Below are 25,885 nucleotides of genomic sequence, written 5' to 3'. Positions count from 1 at the left end.
AATATGATCGGTACGATACGGGGAAGGAGAGTGGCACGCGATGACGAATTCGGAGCGTTCGCCGCGGGAGCCGGGCATCGCCGGGGCTATCCGGGAGGCGATTCGCGCCGGCGGCCGGACGGGTCGCGACATGGACGGCCGGGAACGGCGCTGCATTTCGTTCCGCGACTACATGGCGATCTGCCTGTACGATCCGGCTTACGGGTATTATCGAGGCCCGGAGAAAGTTCGCGTCGGCCGGGAAGGGGACTTCTACACGAGCTCCTACATAGGCGACGTCCTGGGAGAGAGGCTCGGCGCTTATGCGCGCGGGCTCGCGGCCGAACGGTTCGGACGCGCGGAGACCGTCGAGCTCGTCGATTGGGGCGGCGGGACGGGGCGGCTGGCCAAGCAGATGCTGGGCGGCTGGAACGCGGCCGCGGAAGCCGCCGGAGCGGGAGAGACAGGAACGGGAGAGGCCGGAGCGGCAGCGTTCGAAGGGCCGCGGGTTCGCGTGACGGTCGTCGACGACGATCCCGCGCATCGCCGGGAGGCGGAGACCCGACTCGCGGCGGAGATCGCCGCGGGAGCGGCGCGCGTCCTGAGCGCGGCGGAAGCCGAAGCGCAGCCGTGGCGGGAGCGGCCGGTCGTCGTCGTCGCGAACGAGCTGCTGGACGCGATGCCGGTCCATCGCGTCGTCCTCCGGGGAGGCCGGCTGCGGGAATGGGCCGTCGCGTGGGACGACGAGTCGGGACGGCCCGTTCCGTGCGCGGCGGAGCCGAGCACGCCGCGCCTCGCGGAGACGATGGCGCGAAGCGGGATCCGGCTGCGCGAAGGGCAGACGGCCGAGATCGGCCTGGAGGCGGCCGATTGGATCGCTTCGCTGGCCGGGAAGCTCGGCCGCGCGATCGTCGCGGTCGTCGATTACGGCGACGAGGCGGAGGAGCTGACGGCCGGGCATCGGATGGCCGGCACGCTCCTGTGCTATCGCCGCCACGTCGCCAGCGGCGATCCGTTCGAGGCGCCCGGCGAGCAGGACATCACGGCGCACGTCGATTTCACGTCCGTGCGGGCGGCCGCCGAAGCGGCGGGATGGAGCGCGCTCTGGTACGGGACGCAGAAGCGGTTCCTCGTCGAAGCGGGCGTGCTGGAGCGGCTCGCGGAGCACGCGTTCGCCGATCTGTTCCACCCGGTCGCCCGAACGAACCGGGCGATCCGGCAGCTGCTCTTGTCCGACGGCATGAGCGAGCTGTTCAAGGTGCTCGTGCTCGCGAAGGGCTAGCGGGTTGGCCCGCGGCCCGAATAAAAAAAGTCCGGAGCGACTCGGCTCCGGACTTTCGGATTCTTATCCCCAAACGAACGATCAGTAAGGCAATCCCATCTCGAATACGCTCCAATAGGTAAAGCCTAAGAACGCGATGATCATATAACCCCAGAACATGAAGATATATGTACGCTCCGTAAAATTCAGGTAGCCGAACAAGAAGAATACGGCCGACTGAATAAAGAACAGCAACGCCATCTCCCACATATCGCCCGCGAACGACATCAGAGCGATTAACAGCGTTAAGAAGCCCAACACCCGGAACATGCGTGCCATGATTGATCCTCCCTTCTGCTCGATCCCCTGATTTTCTAAAGCATATTATACCTTCAGCCCCAGCAAAGTGTAAACCGGAAGAAGTGACGAATTGGCAAACTTTTCGTCCGTGCGTTCAATGTTCCCGAACCTTCGCCTTTTTATTCGTTCCGTTCGCGCCGATCCCGCCGAGGTATACCGATTCGAAAAATGGATATACATAGAAGTATCCGATAGATTCTATGAACTCTACCATGGGCATAGAAATAAATCAAATGCCAAAACTGGCGCGATGGTGACAATGACGAGGAGGGAGTTCTTGCATGACGGCTGTTAGACAGGACGCTTGGAGTCCGGACGACGACTTGATTCTGGCGGAGGTGACGCTTCGCCATATTCGCGAGGGCAGCACGCAGCTGGCTGCGTTCGAGGAAGTGGGGCAACGGATCGCCCGCACGTCGGCCGCCTGCGGATTCCGCTGGAATAGCTGCGTCCGCAAGCGTTACGACGAGGCGATCGGGATCGCCAAGCAGCAACGGCAAAAACGCAATTATCTGAAGAAACAAGGGATTCCTCCGGCCCAAGCGGAGAAGCTGGCGTCCTCGGACGAAGGCGAGACGGCCAAGCCGGACCTGGTGACGGCGGAATCGCTGTCGATGGAAGCGGTGATCCGGTATTTGCGCCAATGGAAAAACACGGTTCAGGATCTGACCCGGCAAGTGCGGGCTCTGGAGAAAGAATTGAAAGAGAAGGAAGAGGCGCTCGCGGAGCTGAAGGAAGCGAACGAGAAGCTGTCGAAGGAAGTAAACGAGGTTCAGACGGATTACCGGGTCGTGAACGACGACTACAAGGCGCTCATCCGAATCATGGATCGGGCGCGGCGGCTCGCCTTCCTCGCGGAGGAGCCGGACGAAGAGAAGACGCGCTTCAAGATGGACGCCAACGGCAACCTGGAGCGAATCGAATAGCGGCAAGTCCCTAGACGGCCATTCCCGCGCGCAGCGGGAGTGGCCGTTGCTATTCCGGGGGGCGGGTGTGGTAAAATGAACCAACCATTGTCGAACGCAATCTTGGAATCGAAAGGAAGAGCGCGAATGAACCCGATCGCCGTCATGGGGGGAGGCTCGCTCGGCTTGCTGCTCGCCGGCAGGCTGGGAGCGGCGGGCACGCCGGTCGAACTGTGGACGAGAAGCGAGGAGCAGGCGGAGCGGCTGCGGCGCGAGGGAGTCGCCGTTCTCGAAGCGGAAGGCGGCGCGGCGGGGGCCGGCTCCGGCTCCGGCGACGACGCTTCGGATCGCGCCGGCGCGTCCGAGCTTGCCGTCCGCGCCAAGCCGACCGCGGCCGCGGCGGCGCCCGTCGCCGCGATGCCGTTCGGCCGGGGCGGAGCGCCGCGGCGGGCGACGGTGCTGTTGGCCGTCAAGCAGACGGCGCTGACGGACGAGCTGCTGGAGGCGCTGTCCCGCATCCTGGCTCCGGGCTCGGCGCTCGTCTGCTTCTGCAACGGCGTCGGCCACGTCGAACGGCTGGCGGAGGCGCTTCCCGGCATCGGTCTCGCCGCGGCCGTCACGACCGAAGGGGCCTTGCGGACGGACGGGCGTACGGTCGTCCATACGGGGAAGGGCGTCACCTGGCTCGGGCCGGCGCCGAGATTCGACGCGATTCCCGTCCGGGACGCCGCGATGCCCTCCCCCGATGCGATGCGCGATATCGAAAATCGACTGCAGCAGGCAGGATTTACCGTATCGCTGTCGAATAATATGGCAGAACGCATGCTTCGGAAATTGTTGATCAACGCCGTCGTCAACCCGCTCACCGCGCTTCTTCGCGTCCGCAACGGCGAGCTGGCGGCCACGCCCGAGAGGCTGGCCCTCATGCGGGAGCTCCACGGGGAGACGGCGGACATTCTCCGGCGCTGCGGGCTTCCTCGGGAAGAGGAGCTGCCGGACGGAGAGCTGTGGGACGAGCTGCTGGACGTCTGCGCCCGCACGGCGGCCAACCGTTCGTCCATGCTGCAGGACGCGATGGCCGGGAGGCCGAACGAGATCGACGCCATTAACGGGGCGGTCGTCCGGATCGCGAAGAGGCTCGGGACGCCCGCTCCCTGGAACGAGAAGATCGCGGCGCTGGCACGGGCGATATCGAGCGAATAAGGAGGAGGAGAGATGGCAGCATTCTGGGATGCCTTGGTCAAGGCTTACGCGGCGCTCGCCGTGGTGCCGATAATCCCGTTCCTGCTCGTGTTCGCCGTCGTATCCGTGCGCAGCGGGGACCGCAACCGCGCCATCAAGCTCTCGATGGACATCACGACGGCGTTCCTGCTCGGCTGCGTCTCGATGCTGCTGAACCGGATGGGGACGTCGTTCGGCCCTTATATCATTCTTCTGTTCATGCTTATCATGGGCGGCTTGATCGGCGGCGCCCAGAACCGGCTGAGGGGCAAGGTCGACGCGGCCAAGCTGATCCGCGCGATCTGGCGGCTGTCGTTCCTCGTCATGAGCGTCATGTACGTGCTGCTGATGGTGATCGAGCTGGCCCGCAGAGCGTTCGGCGCTACGGCTTGAGCGCTTGGGGCATGGGTCTCGAAGACGCGGATTTTGGCTCGAATAATAGGAAGAAGCGAATATTAGATGGAAGCAATAAGACGGGATGCATTCGAATCGCGAAGCCATGTTTCGCGGGAGCATCCGACTGAACGAAGGGAGCGGCCTGCCCGGGAATCGGGGGCTGCTTCTTTTTTTACGCACGAGCTGTAACGAACTCCGAAATCGCTATTTCGCGCGCAGAGCCCATTTATGAGATCGTAACGAATCCAGGCGATCTTATTTGGGGCTGTCGCCAGGAAAAAAGGGGCTTCCGGAACGAAATAGCGTCCGCTCGATTCGTTAGCGCCTCCCCGCCCGACGCCACCATCCGGCTCGAGCCCGCGTGACATTCGTCCAACACCTCCTCCAACGCTCCTCCAACCCATACAGCGGCTCGTTATTTTGACCAAACCGTCGATGCAGCTTGGTGGACCTCGCTCCTCCAAGCTCGCCTCTGTTCGCCACAGACAGAAAGTGTATTACCTATTGTAAGTTGGTAACCGCGTTGGACGAATGGGAAACGTGGAAAAAATGACCGCTAGTCCAAAATTATCAGAGACGATATAATCGGAATTGCCTACATTTTATACAGACGAAGGGGTATCTCAGCATGCGCAAATCGTGGCTACTCGTTCTCGCGTTGCTCCTCGCGACGGGAACCGTTCTGGCCGGCTGCGGCTCGAACAAAGGATCCTCCAAGGATCAAGTTTTCAACATGAACCTGACCTCCGAACCTCCGACCCTCGATCCGGCGCTGGCTCAAGATTCCGTATCGTTCACGGTGCTGACCGGCCTGTACGAAGGTCTCACCCGCAAGGACGCCGACGGCAAGGTCATTCCCGGCATCGCGGAGAAGTGGGACATCTCGGACGATCAGAAAACGTATACGTTCCACCTGCGCAAGGACGCCAAGTGGTCCAACGGCGACCCGGTCACCGCGCATGACTTCGAATATGCCTGGAAGCGTCTGCTCGATCCGGACATGAACCCGGCTTCGCCTTACGCTTACCAGCTGTACTACGTGAAGAACGCCCAGAACTACAACATCAAGACCAATAACCCGAACCACGTCAGCGACCCGGCCCAAGTCGGCGTCAAGGCGCTCGACGATTACACGCTCCAGGTCGACCTGGAGAACCCGACTCCTTACTTCCTGAACATCACGTCGTTCTGGACGACGTTCCCGGTTCACAAGTCCGCCAAGGACAACGCGGCCTGGGCGGCCGAAGCGAACACGATCGTCTCGAACGGCCCGTTCAAGATCACGACGTGGAAGCACGGCAACGAGATCGACCTCGTGCCGAACGAGAACTACTACGCCAAGGACGAAGTGAAGCTGAAGAAGGTCCACTTCGTGATGGTCAAGAACGCGGCTACCGAGCTGCAGATGTACCAGACCGGTCAGCTGAACTTCGCGGGCTTCCCGACCGGCGAGATTCCGACCGAGCAGATCGAGAAGCTGAAGCAGACGAACAAGGACGAGCTCCGCATCAAGCCGATCGCGAGCACGTACTACTACAACTTCAACAACCAGAAGGCTCCGTTCGACAACGCGAACATCCGCAAGGCGTTCGCCCTGGCCGTCGATCGCCAGCAGCTGGTCGACAAGGTCACCAAGGGCGGCCAACAGCCCGCCGTCGGCTTCGTGCCGCCGAGCATCCTGGGCGAGAAGAAGAACTATCGCGAAGAGTATTCGGATGCCGACTTCCTGAAGCCGGACGTCGCCGCCGCCAAGGAAGCGCTGGCCCAAGGCATGAAGGAGAAGGGGCTGACGACGTTCCCGTCCGTCACGCTGACGGTCAACGAAGGCACCGGCCACAAGCAGATCGCCGAAGCTCTCGCCGACATGTGGCGCAAGAACCTGGGCGTCGAAGTGAAGATCGAGACGCAGGAATGGAAGGTGTTCCTCAAGAACCGCCAAAGCCTGAACTACGACATCGCGCGCGCCGGCTGGTCCGCGGACTACAACGATCCGATGACGTTCGTCGACATGTTCACCTCGAACAGCGGCAACAACGACATCGGCTTCAAGAACGCCGAATACGACGAGCTCGTGAAGAAGGCGACCGCTTCCTCCGATCAGCATGAGCGCATGCAACTGATGAACAAGGCCGAGACGATCCTCATGAAGGACAACATGGCCATTCTGCCGCTGTACTACTACACCGGCGTTCACATGGTCAAGAAGAACGTGCAGAACATCGTCATGGACTACCAAGGCATGATCGATTACACGCGCGCTTCCGTCGAATAAAAATTAGCATGAACCAGCATCGGGATATGTCGGGCGAGTCCCAAGCATATCCCGATTTTTACTTCCGGGAATCGGCATAGGGGAGAAAGGAGTGGAATGACGTGGTGCGTTACTGGACGGGTAAAGTCGTCTCCGTCATCGTGTCTTTGTTCATTTTGGCGACGGCGACGTTTTTCCTCATGAAGGCCATTCCGGGCGACCCGTTCACGGCCGAGAAGGCGGTTCCGCCGGAGATCAAGGCGAAGCTGATGGCTTTCTACGGTTTGGACAAGCCCGTATGGCAGCAATATTTGATCTACCTGAAGAAGCTTCTCCATCTGGATCTGGGCATGTCGATGAAGAGCCAGTACCAGACGGTAACGGGAATTATCGCCGACTCGTTCGGGTTCAGCTTCCGGCTCGGCATCTTCGCGATCGTCGTGTCCGTCGTCGTCGGGGTGGGGCTCGGCATTCTGGCCGCCATGTACCACAGGAAGCTGATCGACAGCGTCTCCATGGTCATCGCGGTGCTCGGCGTGAGCGTGCCGAACTTCGTGCTCGCGTCGCTGATGCAGTACGTGTTCGGGGTGAAAATGGGACTGTTCAACGTCGCGGGCCTTAACGAGCCGCTCGATTACGTGCTCCCGGTCATCGCGCTCTCCGCGCTGCCGATCGCGTACATCGCCAGGCTGACCCGCTCGACGATGCTCGAGGTGCTGTCCGCCGAGTACATCAAGACCGCCAAGGCGAAGGGACTTCGCAAGCGGGTTATTATTTTCAAGCATGCGCTCCGCAACGGCATTCTGCCCGTCGTTACCTATCTCGGCCCGATGACGGCGAACATCGTGACCGGCTCGGTCATCGTCGAACAGATCTTCGGCATTCCGGGACTCGGCCAATACTTCGTCGGCAGCGTCTCGAACCGGGATTACACGCTGATCATGGGCATTACGCTGTTCTACGCGGTCATTCTGATGGCGGCTCGTCTCCTGACGGACATCGCGTATGGATTGGTCGATCCGCGGATCGGACTTCGTTCCCGGAAGGGGGTCTCTTGATGAAGGACAATCGAACGGCCGCGTTGACGAAGGAGATGTTCAAGAAGCTCTCGTTCCGTCCGCCCGCGGAGACGATCGCCGGAGAGAGCGTTCCGGTCTGGCGGGACGTCCTGCGCCGCCTCGCGTCGAACAAGCTGGCGATGGCCGGCGTCGTGTTCCTCGCGCTGCTCGCGGTCATGGCCATTATCGGTCCGCTAATCTCGCCGCACGACTACTTCACGAACAATCTCGACCGCACGAACGAGCCGCCTTCGGGCGACTACTGGTTCGGCACGGACAACCTCGGCCGCGACCTGTTCTCGCGGATCTGGATGGGCGCTCGAATCTCGCTTATCGTCGGTCTCGCCGCGGCGTTCATCGACCTCGTCATCGGCGTCATCTACGGCGGCATCATGGGCTACGTCGGCGGACGCACGGACGAAGCGATGAACAAGGCGTCGGAGATTCTGTATTCGATTCCGTACCTGCTCGTCGTCATTCTTCTTCTCGTCGTTATGGAGCCGAGCATGTGGACGATCATTCTCGCCTTGTCCGTCACGGGCTGGATCAACATGAGCTGGATCGTCCGCGGGCAGATTCTGCAGCTCAAAAACCAGGAGTACGTGCTGGCCGCCCGCTCGATGGGGGCGTCCGGGGCGCGCATGCTGTTCAAGCATCTCATTCCGAACACGCTCGGCCCGATCATCGTCACGCTGACGCTGACCGTTCCGTCGGCGATCTTCTCGGAAGCGTTCCTCAGCTTCCTCGGCCTCGGCGTTCAATCGCCCGCCGCTTCGTGGGGGACGATGATCAACGACTCGCTGGCCAGCTGGACGCTGTACCCGTGGCAGATGCTGTTCCCGGCCGCGCTCATCAGCTTGACGATGCTAGCCTTCAACGTCTTCGGCGACGGTCTTCGCGACGCGTTCGATCCGAAGCTCAAAAAATAAAATCCGTTCTATCATGGGAGGTGACGAGATGGACCCCATTCTTCGCGTGAACGACCTTCACGTATCGTTCCGGGCGCGGGGCGGGGAAGTGCAGGCGGTGCGGGGCGTCGATTTCGAAGTGAGAAAAGGAGAAGCGATCGCCATCGTCGGCGAATCCGGCTCCGGCAAAAGCGTCACCGCGCAAAGCGTCATGCGCCTCCTGCCGACGCCTCCTTCGTTCGTGAAGCAAGGCTCGATCGAGTTCATGGGCAGGAACCTGCTGGAGCTGTCCGAGCAGGAGATGGAGTCGGTTCGCGGGAAGGACATCGGCATGATTTTCCAGGATCCGATGACTTCGCTGAACCCGACGATGACGATCGGCCATCAAATAACGGAAGGCCTTATCAAGCACCAAGGGATGGATCGCAAGGCCGCCCGCGAGCGCGCGCTCGAGCTGCTGCGGCTCGTCGGCATCCCGAATCCGGACACCCGGTTCGGCCAATATCCGCACAACTTCTCCGGCGGCATGAGGCAGCGCGCGATGATCGCCATCGCGCTCTCCTGCAACCCGGCGCTGCTCATCGCCGACGAACCGACGACGGCGCTCGACGTGACGATCCAGGCCCAGATTCTGCGGCTCATGAAGGATCTGCAGGAGAAATTCGGCACGTCGATCATTCTGATCACGCACGACCTCGGCGTCGTGGCCGACATGTGCGACCGGGTCATCGTCATGTACGGCGGCCAGGTCGTGGAGACGGGGACGAAGTGGGACATCTTCCGCAATCCGCAGCATCCGTATACGCGCGGCTTGCTTCGCTCCATGCCGAGGCTGGACCAGCCGAAGGGCGAGCCGCTCGTGCCGATCCACGGCACGCCGCCCGACCTGCTCGCCCCTCCGAAGGGCTGCGCGTTCTGCGCGCGCTGCGACGAAGCGATGCAGGTGTGCGCCGAGCTCGATCCGGAGCTGAAGCCGGTCGGCGAAGCGGGGCAGACGGCCAAGTGCTGGCTGCATCATCCTTTGGCGAAGGAGGCGCAATGATGAACGCGACGACAGCAACCAAAGTGTCCGTAGGCGGAATCGGGCCGATCGGGGCATCCGGTTCTCCGCTGCTCGAAGTCGACCGGCTCAGCAAGTTCTTCCCCGTCGGGGGCGGCCAGACGCTGAAGGCCGTGAACGACCTCAGCTTCGCGGTCGGCAAGGGCGAGACGCTGGGCGTCGTCGGCGAGTCCGGCTGCGGCAAGTCGACGGCGGGCCGGACGATCATGCGGCTCTACGAGCCGACCGCCGGCGAGACGCGGTTTAACGGCAAGAACATCTACCGTCTGAAGGGCGCCGATCTGAAGGCGCTGCGGCGCGAGATGGCGATGATTTTCCAGGATCCGTACGCGTCGCTGAACCCCCGGTTCAGCATCGCCGACATTATCGCCGAGCCGCTCGACATCCACGGCATCGCCGGCAGCTCGAAGGAGCGCAAGCGCAAGGTCGAGGAGCTGCTCGAGAGGGTCGGGCTGCGCTCGGAGCACGCTTCGCGCTACCCGCACGAGTTCTCCGGCGGCCAGCGGCAGCGCATCGGGATCGCCCGCGCGCTCGCGGCGAATCCGAAGTTCATCGTCTGCGACGAGCCGATCTCGGCGCTCGACGTGTCGATCCAGGCGCAGGTCGTCAACCTGCTCCAGGAGCTGCAGCGGTCGCTCGGGCTGACGTACCTGTTCATCGCGCACGATCTGTCGATGGTCAAGCACATCAGCGACCGCGTCGCCGTCATGTACCTCGGCAAGATGGTCGAGCTCGCCGAGAGCTCGGAGCTGTACGCGAACCCGAAGCATCCGTACACGCAGGCTCTCCTGTCCGCGATTCCGATTCCGGATCCGGAGGTGGAGGCGAGCAAGGAGCGGATCGTGCTGTCCGGCGACCTGCCGAGCCCGATCGACCCGCCGAGCGGGTGCCCGTTCCGCACGCGCTGCCCGTTCGCGACGGAGAAGTGCGCCGCGGAGGCGCCGGAGTTCCGGCAAGTGAAGGACGGACACTGGGCTGCCTGCCACTACGCTTGACCGATAAGAGTGCCCAACGGTATGAAAGCCTGCGCGAGCAGGCTTCCATGCCGTTTTTTCTGCGGATGCCCCATTTACATACAAGCTCCGTTATCCATGATAGGGTCCATCTCTCCGGATGAATCCTTCCGCGAAGAAGCTCCGTGCGTCTGACCGGACCGGCGAGCCCAATCTCGCCGACTTAGAGGGCTGCGCCGCAGGCAAGCGGATTCATTTGTACGATTTTTCGAATAGCGTCTTCGGAAAAAAACAAGGCAGGCGCAATTTGTATGGTTTATCGTACAACAAGTAAGCGAGGCGCCTTCTTGAAGCAGTATTTGTATGATTTTTTGTACATCATGTACGAATCGAAATATTCCGGGATAGGTTACGTTAGGGAATTGGACATTCGTAGTTTTTTTGCGCGCGACTCGCGGTTCTCTCGGATTCCTCTCCTTTCCCCGTCAGGACAGTTTTTTTATGGAACGCCTCATTCAATAACAGGATTTCCGCTTTTTGGCTGACGGCATGGTTCCCAAGCTTGACGTCAATGATAAAGTCATTGCTCAGCATCCGCCGATATAAAGACATAATCTCGCTGTCGGGCCAATCTCCCATTTCTTTCGTTTCGGGCGGGATGACCGAATATCCGGCTTGCGCGACCAGGCGAATGTTATGTTTAATATCCGCGGCTATCTTGCTTAGAGTGCTATCGCTCCTTGCTATCTCTATATCCGCCATTCCGTCGTTCGTATAGAAATGCCTGTTCGCGACGGCCAATGCGGCATGCGATACATGGAAGGCTAGAATGTCCCGCTGGATTTCATAATGCAAATCCGCCGTTTCCATAATTTTGGCCAGTTCCTTCACTCTTTCGCTTATCCGTCCGTTTATTTCGCCGAACATGGTTCCTTGATGCTTTTCGGTACCGAATTGAGCGTAGAGAACGTCTTCTTTGATGTCTCCGCCCGCGCCCGGGAATCCCGGAAGCAGCCGGTCGCCCACGATTTCAAGCCAGGTGTCGTATCCAACGGTGTTCGTCAAGGTGACAATCGTTTTGCTCCTATTATTCTTGATGGCAGCCAGGGCGGACTCGGATTGATCATATCGGACGGGAACGAAGATGTAATCATAAATGTCGTCGTTATCAAGCGTCTCTATCGTCTTGATCGGCATTTGCTTTATCGTCCCGTTGTCGTTGTATCTCAGTCCGCTCCTTGTCAGCGCATCCAGCCTCTTTCCCCGTGCCAGCATGGTGACATCCAGTCCGTACTGCGCAAAGCGAAGCGCGTATAAGCTGCCGATCACGCCTGCGCCAACGATCAAGAGTCTGGTTTGGTCGGCGTTCATTCCGATCATTCCTTTCAGCGAATTGACATTCATTGCTTAAGCAACGCTTGTCGGATAAAATAATAGTTCCAATCTCTTTGAACTTCAACCGGCAGATGAAGCGGATAGTCGCATAGACGACACATGGCGAAAAATGATGTTTAAGCAGGGGGATGGATATGGCGAATCGGCAAGATCCAAGGGTTTTGCGCACGCGACAGTTAATAAAGGATGCATTCAGAGATTTGTTGCGGACGAAAGGGTTCGATTCCATCACCATAAACGATATCGCGCAGAGAGCTACCATAAACCGCGCCACCTTTTATGCCCACTTTGAAGATAAATATTCTTTGCTGGAAGAAATCACGGAACAGGTTATCCGCGAGATGATTCCCGAACAAGTGATGAACGCGAGTGAGTTTACAGGCGAAATATGCGACCAACTGATCGCGCTCACGCACCGCTATATCGAAGATTTCTATCGGATATGCAGAATGGATTCCAAATCGATGGCTACGATCGTGGATGCGAAAATAAAGAAATTGCTGCAGCAGAAAATCGAGAGCATCCTATTGAAAGAGGATACTTGCCAAATGGCAGACCGCAAGCATACGGAGATCATGGCGGCCATGACCGGTTCGGCGATCTATGGCGCTGCGTATTATTGGTTAAATGAAAAAAACACTCGAACCGATTTGCTTGCGGATCTGGTTCGTCCTTATGTCATGAACGGACTGTCGCGCTCCCGGATGCGCGAATAGCGTCCGCGTGATCCGTTCGGGCGGCGAGGCCCCGACAGGCAACCATTTTCGGATTCTGCTCTTTGCCGAAACAGGCCTGTTCATGTACAATCAACATGGATATGTACCTTGATATGTAACTTACTCGGGAGGAGCCCTTATGATAGTTACCCCTCTAGAAGGGTTGTCTTCTCCGACCCTGGCGGAACGATACCGGAAGGGAGACCCGGATGTGTGCAAGCTGTTCGGCTCCCATCCTTCCCATTCCCGGCATTGGCGAGACCGGGCGGAGTACCTGGACCGCGAAGCCGCGGGCCGCGCGAACCGCAAGCGGCTCGCCGAAGCGCTCCGGGCGTATCACGACCGGCTTCCGGCCGGCGAGGAAGCGCGGCGATCGATCGACCGGCTGGAGCGGGAAGACAGCCTGGTCGTCGTCGGCGGCCAGCAGGCCGGCTTGTTCGGCGGGCCGCTGATGATTCTGCACAAGGCGCTGACGGTGGTGCAGACCGCGCGTTACGCCGAGAGCCTGCTGGGCCGGCCGGTCGTTCCCGTCTTCTGGATCGCGGGAGAGGACCACGACTTCGAAGAAGCGAATCACGTTCACGTCTCGTCGCTGGACGGAGCGGACGTCAAGAAGGTGAAGATGGACCGCCCCGCCGGCCCGCGCCGCTCCGTCAGCCGCACCGGACTGACGGCCGAGCAATGGACGGCGGCGATCGAGGAGCTGTCCGCATCGCTGCCGGATACGGAATTCAAGCCGAAGCTGCTGGACCGCATCCGGAGCTACGCCGAGGACGCCCCGACCTTGACGGTCTCGTTCGCCCGGCTGATGGCCGAGTGGTTCGGGCCGGAAGGCCTCGTGCTGCTCGACTCCGACGATCCCGGGATTCGGGCGCTGGAAGGAGAGTTCTTCCGCAAGCTGATCGAGCGGAACGAAGAGCTGGAATCGCGCCTGCGGGAAGGGGAAGCGCTCGTTCGCGAGCTCGGATTCCCGCTGCAGGCCGAATCGGCCGAAGGCTGCGCCAACCTGTTCCTCCATCACGACGCGGGCCGACTGCTCCTGTTCCGCAAGGACGGGCGCTACATCGACCGCAAGGAGGAGGCCGCGCTGAGCGAAGAGGAGCTGCTCAGGCTCGCCGACCGGTCGCCGGAAGCGCTCAGCAACAACGCGCTGACCCGGCCGCTTATGCAGGATTACGTCCTGCCGGTGCTGGCCACCGTGCTCGGGCACGCCGAGATCGCCTATTGGAGCGGGCTCGGTCCGGCCTTCCGAATGTTCGGGATGGCGATGCCGATCGTCGTCCCGAGACAGTCGTTCACCTTCCTGGAAGCCGGCGTCTCGAGCCTGCTGGAGAAGTACGGAGCGACCGTCGAACAGATCATCTCGGACGGCGAGAGATTAAAGGCCGAATGGCTCGAGAGCCAGGACGATTGGCGGCTCGAGGAGAGGTTCCGGGAGGCCCGCGAGCGGTTCCTCGAGCTGTACGCGCCGGTGCTGGACACCGTCGCCGCCATGCAGCCCGGCCTCGCGAAGCTGGGAGAGGGCAACCGCGACCGCATTCTGGAGCAGATCGCCTACCTGGAGAACCGGGCGGTCGACGCGCTCGCCAAGAAGCACGAGGCGTCGCTTCGCCAATGGGACCGGATGCGGTGCTCGTTATGGCCGCAGGGCAAGCCGCAGGAGCGGGTGCTCGGGATCGTCCATTACTTGAACCGGTACGGCCCGGATTGGCTCCGGCTGTGGCGGGAAGTGCCTTACGACGCGGCCGGGGGCCATCGCCTGGTCGCGCCTTGATCTTTTGCGCTTATGGATACGCATCTCAACCAGGAGGGATTACCCCGTATGAAAACGACGTTAAAGAGCATCATCCAAGATCCGTCCCTCGCGCCGGAGGGCAAGCTGAAGATCGACTGGGCTTCCGCGCATATGCCCGTCCTGAACCGGATTCGCGAGCAATTCGAGCGCGACCAGCCGTTCAAGGGGCTGCGCGTCGCGATCTCGCTTCATCTCGAAGCGAAGACCGCTTACCTGGCCAAGGTCGTGCAGGCCGGCGGGGCGGAAGTCGTCATCACGGGAAGCAATCCCCTGTCGACCCAAGACGACGTGTGCGCCGCCCTCGTGGAGGACGGCATCGCCGTGTACGCCAAGTACAACCCGACTCCGGAGGAGTACCACGACCTTCTCGTGAAGACCGTGGAGACGAAGCCGGACCTCATCATCGACGACGGCGGCGACCTCGTCACCATCCTGCACACGGAGCGCCAGGACCTGCTCCCGAACGTCCGGGGCGGCGCCGAGGAGACGACGACGGGCATTCTGCGCCTCAAGGCGATGGATAAGGAAGGCTCGCTGAAGTTCCCGATGGTCGCCGTTAACGACGCTTATTGCAAATATTTGTTCGATAACCGCTACGGAACCGGCCAATCGGTCTGGGACGGCATCAACCGGACGACCAACCTGGTCGTGGCGGGCAAGACCGTCGTCGTCAACGGCTACGGCTGGTGCGGCAAGGGCGTCGCCATGCGCGCCAAGGGGCTCGGCGCCAACGTCGTCGTCACGGAGGTCGACGCCATCAAGGCGGTCGAAGCCTACATGGACGGCTTCACCGTGCTGTCGATGGACGAAGCCGCCAAGGTCGGCGAGTTCTTCGTCACCGTGACGGGCAACAAGGACGTCATCCGCGGCCATCATATCGAGAACATGAAGGACGGAGCCATTCTGTCCAACGCCGGCCACTTCGACGTCGAAGTCAACCTCGTCGAGCTCGCCGCGCTGTCGGTGTCCAAGCGCACCGTTCGCCGCAACATCGAAGAGTATCAATTAAAGGACGGCCGCCGCATCTACGTGTTGGCCGAAGGACGCCTCGTCAACCTGGCCGCCGGCGACGGACACCCGGCCGAGATCATGGACATGACGTTCGCGCTTCAAGCGCTCTCGCTGAGGTACGTGAACGACAACTACCGCTCGATCGGCAACCGCGTCGTCAACGTGCCTTACGAGCTCGACGAGCAAGTCGCCCGCACGAAGCTCGAGTCGCTCGGCATCTCGATCGACAGCCTCAGCGCCGAGCAGAAGGCGTACCTCGACAGCTGGGCGTCTCACTGAGTTTTTGGTCGACTCAAGGCAGAATAATCATTAAACACGGCCCTCATCCCGAAGCCTCTTCGGGAGGGGCCGTTTTTTTATGGCCGCTCGGCTGACGATTGCTATTTTTCGCTAGAAAACGGTCCGCTGACAACTGAATTATTTGAATATTATGAACGAATATAAGCGAGGTGCGTTGACGCGTCCAGGGGCGTGTGCTACTTTAGGAGCAAATATTTTAACCAAACAATCAAATGGTTTTACTTTTTGGTTAAGAGGAATCAATCCAAGAACAGGAGAGATGAACAATGGGTGCGACTTCCAACGAACTCGATTTTAACAAGCTCGATTTTGGCGTGTTCCTTCCGGTAGCGAACGGAGGATGGGTTATCTCGACTGCGGAGCCGCGTCCGGACGGAAGCTATGCTCTTAACCGGGAGGCGGCCGTGCTGGCGGAAGAGCTCGGACTCGACTTTATCATGTCGATGGCCAAGTGGAAGGGGTACGGCGGAGAGACGAATCATTGGGGGACATCGCTGGAATCGATGACGATGATGGCGGCGCTGGCGGAGGCGACGTCCAGGGTGAAGGTGTTCGCCACCGTCCACACTCTTCTCTATCATCCGGCAGTCGCGGCGAAGATGTTCTCGACGCTCGACCAGATCAGCGGCGGACGAATCGGAATGAACGTCGTCTCCGGCTCCTATGCCGGCGAGTTCCGCCAGATGGGCACATGGCCGGAGCATCTGGACCATGACGCCAGATACGATCTGGCTCGCGAGTGGATTCAGGTCGTGAAGCGCCTCTGGAGCGAGGAGCGGGTAACCCATAAAGGCGATTACTTCCGATTGGAAGATTGCGAGTCGAGCCCGAAGCCGCTTCAGAAGCCGCGTCCGCCGATCATCTGCGCCGGAGCCTCCGAGAAAGGAATGGGCTTCACGATCGAGGAAGGCGATGCCTGCTTCATCGGCGGACGCGATCTGGAGGAGCTCGCCAAGGTGAGCGCTCGAGCGAAGGAGATGGCGGCCGAACGCGGCAAGACGATCAAGACGTATTCGATGTTCGGAGTGTTGCCGGGCGACTCGGAGGACGAGGTGCAGAGGAGGCTGCAAAGCTATCGGGACGGAGCCGACCTGGAAGCGATCAAGGGCCTGCTGCGCAGCTACGGCTTGGAGCCGGACGGCCGCGAGAACTCGATGCAGGCGCGGGCGCGCAATGTGTTCATGAACGAGATGCTGACAGGCGACGCGGAGAGCATCGCGAGACAAATCCGGCACATCATGGAGACGACGGGGCTGGACGGCATGATGCTGACGTTCGCCGATTATATCGGGGATTTGCGCTATTTCGGGGAGAAAGTGCTGCCGCTGCTGCGCGCGGCGAAATAATCGGCCGCGGGCCGGAGGGGACGGAGCGGCTGGATGAGAGTACCTAACGAAAACTCGGCGCTATTGGTGGTGGACGTGCAGAACGACTTCTGCGCTCCGGAAGGATTGATGGGCCGATTCGGCGCGGATCTATCGCAGGTGGATCCGGCGATCGAACGCATCGAACGCTTGATCGAGGCGGCTCATGCCGCCGCCGTTCCGGTTGTCTTCGTGCGGCTGGTGACCGCGCCGCATACGGATTCGAAGGCGATGCTCGCCTGGTACGCCAGGCAGGGAGCCGACGCCTCCGGCGCCGCGGTATGCAGAGCGGCAACGCCGGGGGCGAATTTCTACAAGCTGTACCCGGGAGAGCGGGATTACGTAGTCGACAAGCAGCGGTACAGCGCGTTCATCGGCACGAATTTGGAGCTTGTACTGCGCGGTCTCGGTGTCGACAAGCTGGTCGTCACCGGGGTGACGACGGAATGCTGCGTGGAATCGACGGTCCGGGACGGCTTCATGCTCGATTACGAGACGTTCGTCATTACGGACGCTTGCGCGGCTTACGAGCCGGAGCTGCATGACATGTCGCTCAGGCTGATGGCCCTCAATTTCGCCTCGCTCGCGGAGACGGAGGACGTGCTGCGCGACTGGGCGGCAGGGAAGGGAGAGACGGGATGACGCCAAGGAACTCGGATTCCTCGAAGGAGAAGGCGGCAATCACGGAGAGGAAGAGCTTGACGTTCGAAGAGGCGGCAGCGCTTATCCGCGCCCATGTGGACCGGCAGGAGCTGATCGATCTCATTCTGGAGCTGGGCAACATTCGCAGCCTGCCCGGATTCGAGAAGGATGCGGGCGACTACGTCTACGCATGGATGGAGAAGGAAGGCTTCTCGCCCAAGCGGATCGGGATGGTTCCGGACCGCTTTAACGTTATCGGGCGAATGGGCGGCTCCGATCCGGCGAACGGGCGGAATCTGCTGTTCACGAGCCACCTCGACACGGAAGCGCCGCAGTACAACTGGCGCGACAGCTGGAAGTACCGCCCCGGAGGCTCCGTCGACGATCCGGGCTGGATTCGCGCGGAGCTGAAGGACGGCGTGTTCTCGGGTCATCCGGTCGAGAACGACCGGGGGCCGATGGCTTGCTTCCTGATCGGAGCGAAGGCGTTGAAGCGGGCCGGTCTTGTCTTGAACGGCCATCTCTATCTGACGGCTTGCCCGGCGGAGATCGGACCCGAGCACGTAGAGGAGTTCCAAGGGTCGATTTACCACGGCAAAGAGATCGGCGCCCAATACATGATGACGCACGGAGGAGTGGCTCCGGACTTTGCCGTGGCGGCGGAAGGGACGGACTTCGGCATCACGTGGGTCTCATGCGGATACGCGAATTTTCGGGTTGATATTTACGGGCAAGACGTGTTTACGCCGCTCTTGACACATCCGCCGCGGCTGCGGGACCACCCGAGCGCGCTGGTGCTCGCGTCCCCGCTCATCGAAGCGGTGCAGCGCTGGGCGGCGGGCTACGAGGAGCGGCACGTCTACCTCTCGGCCGGCGGTACGGCGGTTCCGAAGGTGCAGATCGTCGCCATTCGAGGCGGCGATCCTCATATTATGGGCGGGGGCAGCGAGGTTTGCTCGCTCTATCTGGAGGTCGGACTCACACCGGCCCAAGCGATCGCGGACGTACAGCGCGAGCTGGAAGCGGTGCTGGCGGAAGAACGGTTCGAAGGCAGGATCGAGCCGATCGTCTACCGGCAAGGCTTCGCGGCGGACGAACGGAAGGTAAGGCCGCTGCGGGACGCGATCGACGCCGCGAGCCGGTCGAGCGGCAAAGGCGGCGCGGAGATCGGCCACTCCGTCTATTCCAGCATGTGGCGCGATCACAACGTGTTCAACATGTTCGGCATTCCGGCGGCTACGTACGGACCGCGACGATTCCGGCCTTCGGTCGACGACATGGTGGACGCCGCCGTCATTTACGGAGCGACGGCCTGGCTCGTGTGCAACGGGATTCGGGAGGGAATCGAATGAGCGAGAGTTGCGATTCGCCGGACAACAAAGCTTCCGTTCGGGAGCGCATCTTGAAAGCCGCGGAAGAAGCGTTCGCCGCCGGCGGCTTCCCGGGAACCCGCGTCGGCGAAATCGCCGTCAAGGCGAAGGTCAATCAGGCGCTGATCTACTATTATTTCGAGTCCAAGGAACGGCTGTACCAAGAGGTGCTGAACGGCTTGTTCTCGCAGTGGGAGGCCATGCTGAGCCGACTCGATTGGGAGGGCAAGGACGTCCGGGACTTTATCCGCGAATACGTCACGGCGCAGTACGAGATGAAGGTCCGAATGCCGCATCTGTACAAAATTTTTCATTGGGAGACGCTGGAAGGAGGGAGCTTGTTCCAGAAGTATGCGTCTTCCCTGTGGACGCAAGACTTCTACGATATCGCGGACAAGCTGGCCTCATGGAAAAGCGAGGGGGCCATCCGCTCGCAGGCGAACGAGAAAGCGCTCCTGTTCCTCATGTTCGGGATGATGGACCAATTTTATTTTCGCTCGGCCAAGGACTTGGCTTCGATTCTCGGAGAGGAAGGAAGCGAGGAGGAGCTGCATGCGAAGGTTGTGGAGCAGATGGTCGGATTGACGCTTCACGGCCTGCTGTCGAGGGACGAGAAGCCGGGCCGGCCGGCTTCGTCTTCCCGCGGAGTTCCCGCCATTGCCGTGCTGCGGCCTTCTGGGGAGGCCGGCGAAGCCGAAGAGCCGGAGGTCAAGGAAATGTTGAAGGTGCTGGAGGACGGCTTGGGAGCGGAGCTTCGGACGGTGGACGAGCGGACGCCCGGAGAGGCTCTTACCGGCGAGGGCGGTCTTATTCTTCTGTTTGCTGCGACATCGGTAGGGGAGATGCCGGGGTGGCTCGGCGCTTGGCTTCAAGAGCTAAAGCGCCATCCGGCGGCGGCGGAAGGGAGAGCTTTCGCCATTTGGACGCTCGGCGGCCATGCTGCAGCCGAACGGCTGCAGCGGCTGCTCGAGGAATCGTTCAACGAGCTGGGAGGTTATGCGATCTCCCGCTTGCGCGGGCAAACGCCGGGCGATTATGCAAAGAGATGCCTGACCTGGCTCCGGTTGACTTGATTCCTAACGATATGTAGATATTCTGTAGAGAAAGCGTTATAAAAATGTCAGATAATTGATTGTTCTTAGCAATATATCTGATTTTATGTGATTATAACGTGATTATTATTGACACTAAATTCCTACGGGGATACAATCGACCTAAATCGAGCACGGATTCAACTTCTATGCGTTAGGTTATTTAACTCAATTGGACGAGGAGGGGACCGAATGTCTGCAATGTCTGCCGAGGCGTTATCGGAGGGGAAGCAAGGAGGGCCGGCGACTTTCCCGATTATCGATACGGACGTGCACGAACGAATGGTGTCGATCGAGGATCTGCTGCCTTACATGAAGGAGCCGTTTCTTGGTTACATGAAGCATTGGACGGGCTGGGGCGAATTGAAGTACACGCATCCGATCGGAGGCTCGCGCCTCGATTCGCTTCTGCCGAACGGCAACGTGCCGGGGTCGGATTACGGGGTATTGAAGGAGCAGCTGCTCGATAAATACGATATGACGTACGCGATTCTGACGGGGTTGTTCTATCCGGCGACGATGGAGGCGCAGTTCGAATTGGCGGCCGAGCTGGCATCCGCCTATAACGAGTGGTACGTACGCAATTGGCTCGAGAAGGACGACCGCTTCCTCGGCTCCATCCATGTCGCTCCGCAGATGCCGGAGACGGCGGTGCGGGAGATCGAGAAGTGGGGCGACCATCCGAAGATGGTGCAGGTTCTTCTGCCGATCGGCACGGCGCCTCTCGGGGATCCTTATTATCATAAGATTTACGAAGCGGCGCAGCGCAAGAACCTGGTTATCGGAATGCATCAGGGCAACTCGGTGACGACGGGCTTCGGCCAGCCGCGCTACTACGTGGAGTGGCATACGATCTTATCGCAGGCGTTCATGGGGATGGCGGTCAACCTCATTCTGAACGGGGTATTCGACAAATACCCGGGAACCCGGGTCGCGATGATCGAAGGGGGCTTCACCTGGGTTCCGTCCCTTATGTGGCGCATGGACCACAACTACAAGTCGCTGCGCAGCGAGGTTCCGTGGGTCAAACGCTTGCCGAGCGAATATATCAAGGAACACTTCCGCTTCTCGACGCAGCCGATCGAAGATCCGAATCCGCAGCATATGCTTCGCATGGTTGAGATGATGGAGAGCGACGAACTGCTTATGTTCTCGACGGACTATCCCCACTGGGACTTCGACTCGCCGTCGCGAAGCCTTCCGACGACCTTCTCGCCGGAATTGAAAAGGAAAATTTTCTACGATAACGCGAAAAACTTCTATCGATTGCCCGATTCTCCGAAAACGGCGGGGGGGACAGACCGATGAGACAAGTGGTGGCATGCGGTTCGGAAGAGATGGCTCCCGGCCAGAAGAGGGCTGTTCAAGTGGGGAGCCGCTCCATCGTGCTGGTTCGGTTGGGCAACGGAGATTATTGCGCGCTCATGAACGCTTGTCCGCATCAAGGCGCTCCGTTGTCGGAGGGGGAGTTGACGGGGACGACACTGCCCTCTACAGTAGGGGAATACGTGTATGGGAGAGACGACGAAGTCCTGCGTTGTCCCTGGCACCGGTGGGAATTCGACGTGACGAGCGGCAACGCGTTGTTTAACGACCGTCGAGCCTGCGTCAAGCGATACGACGTGACGGTCGAGGGAGGGGACGTCGTCATCCATTATTGAGATGGAGAGTGGAAGGCGATATGTCGCGTAGCAGGGAGAACGAAATCTTAAGGTTTCTGAGTAAAAAGTCGCCCGCGACGGTCGAAGAGCTCGCGGATCTTCTGCAAGTGTCGGAGGCGACGGTGCGCCGGGATCTGGTGCTGCTGGAGAACCAGGGGCTCGTTCTGAAGAGGCGGGGCGAGATCTCGCTGCCGGGGCTTGGCGTAGAGCCTATGTTCAACCAGAGGCTGAATCAGAATGCGGGGCCGAAGCAGAGGATCGCGCAATATGCGGCGGACCAGATCGAGGAAGGCGAAGTGATCGCTCTCGATGTCGGAACGACCACGGCCGCTCTGGCCAAAGAGCTGTTGAAGCGCAAAGGGTTGACGATATTTACTTATTCTCTGCAGATCGCCTCGGTCTTGTCGCGGAGCCAGCACAATATCTACGTAATCGGCGGCGGATTCCGCAAACAGGAAATGTCGATGGTAGGTTCCCTGGCGATCGAGACGATCAAGCAATTTCATTTCGACCGCTTCTATCTGGGGTTGGGCGGATTCTCCAAGACGGAGGGACCGACCGACTATGCTCTGGAAGAAGTCGAGATCAAACGGGCGCTGATCGAACGGTCGAAGAAGGTGATTGCGCTTGTCGACAGCTCGAAGTACGGCATGACTTCATTGGTCAAGGTTTGCGATTACGATGACATCGACGAGTTGGTGACCAACGAACTGGAGGGAGTGCGGCTTGCCGACGAGCTTGAATTGGGCGCTAAATTAACGTTGGTTTGAAGAATGGATCGGCCTTCCGCGACGCATGGCTGGGGTTGCTCTCCCGAATAATAGGGGGGGCTCTCTGCCTGGTCGGAGAGGGGGCTTCTGCGGCCATTTAATGTCATGTTTTAGTCAAATAATCTTACTCGAATCGAGGTTATTTAGTTTAGCTAATGGATGAAGACCCTTTTCAGGTCCTTTATGTAATTAAAAATGACATATATATGACTCCATAAGCTGTAGGAGATGGCTGCCATGAGGAAGAGATTGCTCGAAGCGATACGTCAGACCGTATTTATGGGACCTGCCGTCTTGGTCTATCTTGCGGTACTCCTGATCCCGTTCCTGCTCGGATTGTATTATTCGATGACCGATTGGAACGGAGCCTCCGCGTCCTATTCCTGGGTCGGCTTCGACAACTACCGGTCGGCGCTGTTCGACCCGGACTTCATCCGCTCCTTCTGGTTCACGATCCGGCTTACGCTGGCGATCGCCCTGCTTATGAACGTGATCGGCTTCGGTCTCGCCTTCCTGCTCACCAAGAAGCTTCGATTCCGCAACCTCTGGCGGGCCGTCTTCTTCGTCCCTAACGTGCTCGGCGGACTGATTCTGGGATTCCTGTGGAACTTCATCTTCACCAAATGCTTCGAGGCGATCGGGGAAGCGACGAACTGGCATCTATTCACGATCCCCTGGCTCGGCAATGAGAACACGGCATTCTGGTCGCTGGTCATCGTGAGCGTATGGCACGGGCTTGGCTACGTGATGATTATCTATATTGCGGGCTTGGCGGGCGTCCCGGCCGAGATTCGGGAAGCGGCGCAAATCGACGGGGCGGCCGGTTGGACCTTGCTGATCCAGGTTACGTTCCCGCTTATCATGGCCTCCATCACCGTTTGCCTTTTCTGGACGATCAGCTCCACTCTCCGAATCTTCGATTTGAACTATTCCCTCACCTCCGGCGGACCGTTCGGTTCGACCGAATCCGTCGCGATGAACATTTATTACGAAGCCTTCCGGGACAACCATTTCGGACTGGGCTCCGCCAAAGCCGTCATCTTCTTTGCGGTGGTCGTCGTCATTACGGCCGCGCAAGTGCTTCTGACGAAGCGCAAGGAGGTGGAAGCATGATCGGAAGGCGAGCGCGCAAGCGTCTGATCGCGGCGGAGGGGATGCTTCTCGTCGTTTCCGTTGCGTTCTTGTACCCGTTGGCGTTGGCGCTGATGAATTCCTTAAAGACGATGAACGACATCCTGATGAATATGGGCTCCCTGCCTCGGGAGTACGTGTGGTCGAACTATGAGACGGCCTGGAACGTTCTGAACTTCCCCCGCGCCTTGTTGAACTCTCTCCTTATCGATGTCTTCAGCGTCCTCGGAGTCACGCTGATCTCCGCGATGTGCGCCTACCAGATCGTGAGACGTTCCGGGCGGTTCAACCGCGCGATGTTCGGTCTCTTCGTCGCATCGATGGTCATCCCTTTCCACGCGATCATGATCCCGCTTGTCCAGGTACTGCGCGAGCTTGGAATGATCAACAGTCTGCATGGCATCGTATTCGCCTATTGGGGCCTTAGCCTCGCGTTCGCCATCTTTCTTTATCACGGCTTCGTCAAAGCGTTGCCCTACGAGATCGAAGAAGCGGCGCTCATCGACGGGGCGAGCGTTTACAGCGTCTTCTTCCGGATCGTGCTGCCGCTGCTCAAGCCGATTACGGTGACGGTCGTCATCATCAACGCGCTGTGGATCTGGAACGACTTCCTGTTGCCGATGATCGTGCTGCAGGGTCCGGACAACCGCACCATTCAAGTGGCCATCAACACGATGTTCGGTCAATACATGAAGCGATGGGACGTCGCGCTTCCCGGCATCGTCATGTCGCTCGCTCCGAGCGTTCTGTTCTTCCTTCTGATGCAACGCCAGATCGTCGAAGGAATCTCGAGCGGAGGAATCAAGGGATAAGCGGTCGCGCTTCTCTCATCAGCTTCCTCGGCTCTGGATTTATAGATCAAAGAAACGTTAGGAGAGGGTGGAGGAAATGAAGAAGAATCGCATGAGAACACAGTTAGAAAAACGGATGTCCGCAGCGGCATTCGCGGCCGGGTTCGCCGCCTTGATGCTGACGCTCGCCGGATGCGGCGGCACGGACGACGCCGGCGGCGTCTCGGGCGCGTCCCCGGCCGGGTCGGCTGCGCCGAGCGAAGCGACCCTTAATCTGTACTTGAACCGTTCGGAGAGCGTCGACGCGTTCAAGAAGCTCAAAGAGGTTTACGAAGCGGCCTATCCTAACATTACGCTGAACATCGAGACGTCCCAAGGCGGCGAATTCAACACGAATCTGAAGACGAAGTTCGCCGCAGGCGCGGGTCCGGACATATTCACGAACTCGGGCTTTACGGATTTGGATACCTGGGTCGACAAAATGGAAGATCTGTCCGGCTCGGAATGGGAGAGCGCGGTGCTGGACCGCTCGTTGGACGGCATCACGAAGGACGGCAAGGTGTACGGCTATCCTCTGTCGATGGAAGGCTATGGCTTCATGTATAACAAGGATGATTTCGCCAAGGCGGGCATCTCCGAGGCGCCGAAGACAATGACCGAACTCAAGGATGCGGTGGCGAAGCTGGAAGCGGCGGGCTTCAAGGCGTTCGTACCGGACTACGGCAACTTCTACGTGCCGGGCGTGTTCGAGACGAACAATGCGGTGGCCAAGCAGTCCGACCCGAACCAATTCCTGTCCGATCTGAAGTCCGGAGCGAAGAAGATCACGGAAGACCCTCTCTTCTCGGATATGCTCGATTTGGTCCAACTGCAAACCGATCATGCCAGCAAAAATCCGATGTCGATCGACTATACCGGCATGATCACCGACTTCGCGGCCGGTAAGGGCGCCATCACGCTCGGCTGCTCCTGCTCTCAGCCTCTGCTCGACCAAACGCAACCCAGCTTCGAGGTCGGCGTGTTCGGCACCCCGCTGAACGACGACGCGGATCTGAACGACCGGGTGTTTGTGCAAGTGTCCTCCTATCTGGCGATCAACAAAGATTCGAAAGTCAAGGAAGAAGCGAAGCGATTCATCGATTGGCTGTACAGCTCCGACGCCGGCCGCGAATGGTACGTCAAGGATTTCCGCTATCTGCCCGTCTTGAAGGGGCTTGAGACGGACGCCGCCAGCCTGGGCTCGATCGGGGCTGGAATCAAAGCCTATATGGACCAGGGCAAGTATTTGGCCTATGAATATCCGAAGTATCCGGAGGGGCTTACGACCGAGTGGGGCAACACGTTGATCAAGATGGTCGCGGGCAAGCTGGACAAGCAACAGACGTTAGCGGAGCTCCAAGCGGTCTGGGAGAAGATGTCGAAATGACGCAAATCCGCCGCTTGGGGGACCCCGGGCGGCGGATGCGAACGCAATCGATCGGAAGGAGACTTGCTTT

Annotated in this window: 24 protein-coding genes; 22 read left to right on the top strand and 2 right to left on the bottom strand. The window is 59.8% G+C overall.

Going from position 1 to position 25,885, the window contains the following annotated elements; all coding sequences use genetic code 11:
• Positions 1 to 40 precede the first annotated feature (40 nt).
• Complete coding sequence (locus H7B90_RS28940; protein ID WP_185139380.1) at positions 41 to 1,261, top strand: class I SAM-dependent methyltransferase; 1,221 nt, start codon at positions 41 to 43, stop codon at positions 1,259 to 1,261.
• Between the two features lie 81 nt (positions 1,262 to 1,342).
• On the opposite strand, the gene H7B90_RS28935 is transcribed toward H7B90_RS28940, so the two are convergent.
• Positions 1,343 to 1,579, bottom strand: coding sequence for a DUF2626 family protein (locus H7B90_RS28935; RefSeq protein ID WP_185139379.1), 237 nt, complete (start codon positions 1,577 to 1,579; stop codon positions 1,343 to 1,345).
• A 302-nt stretch (positions 1,580 to 1,881) separates the two neighbouring features.
• Between H7B90_RS28935 and H7B90_RS28930 the strand changes: the two genes are divergently transcribed.
• From H7B90_RS28930 to H7B90_RS28895, 8 genes are all read left to right on the top strand, one after another.
• Positions 1,882 to 2,526: an RsfA family transcriptional regulator gene (locus tag H7B90_RS28930; RefSeq protein ID WP_185139378.1), complete on the top strand. Its 645-nt coding sequence runs from the start codon at positions 1,882 to 1,884 to the stop codon at positions 2,524 to 2,526.
• Between the two features lie 126 nt (positions 2,527 to 2,652).
• Complete coding sequence (locus tag H7B90_RS28925; RefSeq protein WP_185139377.1) at positions 2,653 to 3,708, top strand: ketopantoate reductase family protein; 1,056 nt, start codon at positions 2,653 to 2,655, stop codon at positions 3,706 to 3,708.
• A 12-nt stretch (positions 3,709 to 3,720) separates the two neighbouring features.
• Entirely contained in the window at positions 3,721 to 4,119 is a 399-nt protein-coding gene (locus tag H7B90_RS28920) for a DUF3397 domain-containing protein (RefSeq protein ID WP_185139376.1), read from the top strand.
• Between the two features lie 631 nt (positions 4,120 to 4,750).
• Positions 4,751 to 6,394: a peptide ABC transporter substrate-binding protein gene (locus H7B90_RS28915; protein WP_185139375.1), complete on the top strand. Its 1,644-nt coding sequence runs from the start codon at positions 4,751 to 4,753 to the stop codon at positions 6,392 to 6,394.
• A gap of 101 nt (positions 6,395 to 6,495) precedes the next feature.
• Positions 6,496 to 7,431, top strand: coding sequence for an ABC transporter permease (locus tag H7B90_RS28910; RefSeq protein ID WP_185139374.1), 936 nt, complete (start codon positions 6,496 to 6,498; stop codon positions 7,429 to 7,431).
• 35 nt (positions 7,432 to 7,466) lie between these two features.
• Positions 7,467 to 8,360, top strand: coding sequence for an ABC transporter permease (locus tag H7B90_RS28905; protein ID WP_185139444.1), 894 nt, complete (start codon positions 7,467 to 7,469; stop codon positions 8,358 to 8,360).
• Positions 8,361 to 8,388: 28 nt separating this feature from the next.
• On the top strand, positions 8,389 to 9,381 hold the full coding sequence (locus H7B90_RS28900; protein ID WP_185139373.1) for an ABC transporter ATP-binding protein: 993 nt from the start codon (positions 8,389 to 8,391) through the stop codon (positions 9,379 to 9,381).
• Complete coding sequence (locus tag H7B90_RS28895) at positions 9,381 to 10,394, top strand: ABC transporter ATP-binding protein (protein ID WP_185139372.1); 1,014 nt, start codon at positions 9,381 to 9,383, stop codon at positions 10,392 to 10,394. Before H7B90_RS28900 ends, H7B90_RS28895 begins: the two co-directional genes overlap by 1 nt.
• A 372-nt stretch (positions 10,395 to 10,766) precedes the next feature.
• Here H7B90_RS28895 and H7B90_RS28890 read toward each other — a convergent pair whose 3' ends face one another.
• Positions 10,767 to 11,723 (bottom strand): ketopantoate reductase family protein, encoded by a 957-nt coding sequence (locus tag H7B90_RS28890; RefSeq protein WP_185139371.1) that lies wholly within the window; start codon positions 11,721 to 11,723, stop codon positions 10,767 to 10,769.
• Positions 11,724 to 11,881: 158 nt separating this feature from the next.
• Here H7B90_RS28890 and H7B90_RS28885 point away from each other — a divergent pair, with 158 nt between their 5' ends.
• The 13 genes from H7B90_RS28885 to H7B90_RS28825 all read left to right on the top strand — a co-directional run bounded on the left by H7B90_RS28885 (position 11,882) and on the right by H7B90_RS28825 (position 25,815).
• Positions 11,882 to 12,463: a TetR/AcrR family transcriptional regulator gene (locus tag H7B90_RS28885; RefSeq protein WP_185139370.1), complete on the top strand. Its 582-nt coding sequence runs from the start codon at positions 11,882 to 11,884 to the stop codon at positions 12,461 to 12,463.
• Between the two features lie 139 nt (positions 12,464 to 12,602).
• Positions 12,603 to 14,237, top strand: a complete 1,635-nt coding sequence (gene bshC / locus H7B90_RS28880; RefSeq protein ID WP_185139369.1) for a bacillithiol biosynthesis cysteine-adding enzyme BshC — start codon at positions 12,603 to 12,605, stop codon at positions 14,235 to 14,237.
• A gap of 48 nt (positions 14,238 to 14,285) precedes the next feature.
• A complete protein-coding gene (locus H7B90_RS28875; protein ID WP_185139368.1) occupies positions 14,286 to 15,548 on the top strand; it encodes an adenosylhomocysteinase in 1,263 nt (420 codons plus the stop codon).
• A 287-nt stretch (positions 15,549 to 15,835) separates the two neighbouring features.
• Positions 15,836 to 16,915 carry an LLM class flavin-dependent oxidoreductase gene (locus tag H7B90_RS28870; RefSeq protein ID WP_185139367.1) on the top strand — a complete coding sequence of 360 codons (1,080 nt, stop codon included), beginning with the start codon at positions 15,836 to 15,838 and terminating at the stop codon, positions 16,913 to 16,915.
• Positions 16,916 to 16,948: 33 nt separating this feature from the next.
• Entirely contained in the window at positions 16,949 to 17,575 is a 627-nt protein-coding gene (locus H7B90_RS28865) for a cysteine hydrolase family protein (RefSeq protein WP_185139366.1), read from the top strand.
• Positions 17,572 to 18,927: a zinc-binding metallopeptidase family protein gene (locus tag H7B90_RS28860; RefSeq protein ID WP_185139365.1), complete on the top strand. Its 1,356-nt coding sequence runs from the start codon at positions 17,572 to 17,574 to the stop codon at positions 18,925 to 18,927. The genes H7B90_RS28865 and H7B90_RS28860 overlap by 4 nt, the downstream gene beginning before the upstream one ends.
• Positions 18,924 to 20,018 carry a TetR/AcrR family transcriptional regulator gene (locus H7B90_RS28855; protein WP_185139364.1) on the top strand — a complete coding sequence of 365 codons (1,095 nt, stop codon included), beginning with the start codon at positions 18,924 to 18,926 and terminating at the stop codon, positions 20,016 to 20,018. The genes H7B90_RS28860 and H7B90_RS28855 overlap by 4 nt, the downstream gene beginning before the upstream one ends.
• 210 nt (positions 20,019 to 20,228) lie before the next feature.
• Complete coding sequence (locus tag H7B90_RS28850) at positions 20,229 to 21,344, top strand: amidohydrolase family protein (protein WP_246578621.1); 1,116 nt, start codon at positions 20,229 to 20,231, stop codon at positions 21,342 to 21,344.
• Positions 21,341 to 21,697 (top strand): Rieske (2Fe-2S) protein, encoded by a 357-nt coding sequence (locus tag H7B90_RS28845; protein ID WP_185139363.1) that lies wholly within the window; start codon positions 21,341 to 21,343, stop codon positions 21,695 to 21,697. Before H7B90_RS28850 ends, H7B90_RS28845 begins: the two co-directional genes overlap by 4 nt.
• Positions 21,698 to 21,717: 20 nt before the next feature.
• Entirely contained in the window at positions 21,718 to 22,467 is a 750-nt protein-coding gene (locus H7B90_RS28840; RefSeq protein WP_185139362.1) for a DeoR/GlpR family DNA-binding transcription regulator, read from the top strand.
• Positions 22,468 to 22,704: 237 nt separating this feature from the next.
• Positions 22,705 to 23,580, top strand: coding sequence for a carbohydrate ABC transporter permease (locus tag H7B90_RS28835; protein WP_185139361.1), 876 nt, complete (start codon positions 22,705 to 22,707; stop codon positions 23,578 to 23,580).
• Positions 23,577 to 24,410: a carbohydrate ABC transporter permease gene (locus H7B90_RS28830; RefSeq protein ID WP_185139360.1), complete on the top strand. Its 834-nt coding sequence runs from the start codon at positions 23,577 to 23,579 to the stop codon at positions 24,408 to 24,410. Before H7B90_RS28835 ends, H7B90_RS28830 begins: the two co-directional genes overlap by 4 nt.
• Before the next feature lie 91 nt (positions 24,411 to 24,501).
• Entirely contained in the window at positions 24,502 to 25,815 is a 1,314-nt protein-coding gene (locus H7B90_RS28825; RefSeq protein ID WP_185139359.1) for an ABC transporter substrate-binding protein, read from the top strand.
• Positions 25,816 to 25,885 lie beyond the last annotated feature (70 nt).

Origin of the sequence: Cohnella xylanilytica (assembly GCF_014212175.1) — a bacterium.
GTDB lineage: Bacteria > Bacillota > Bacilli > Paenibacillales > Paenibacillaceae > Cohnella > Cohnella xylanilytica.
This window is presented reverse-complemented; position numbering and strand designations above follow the sequence as displayed.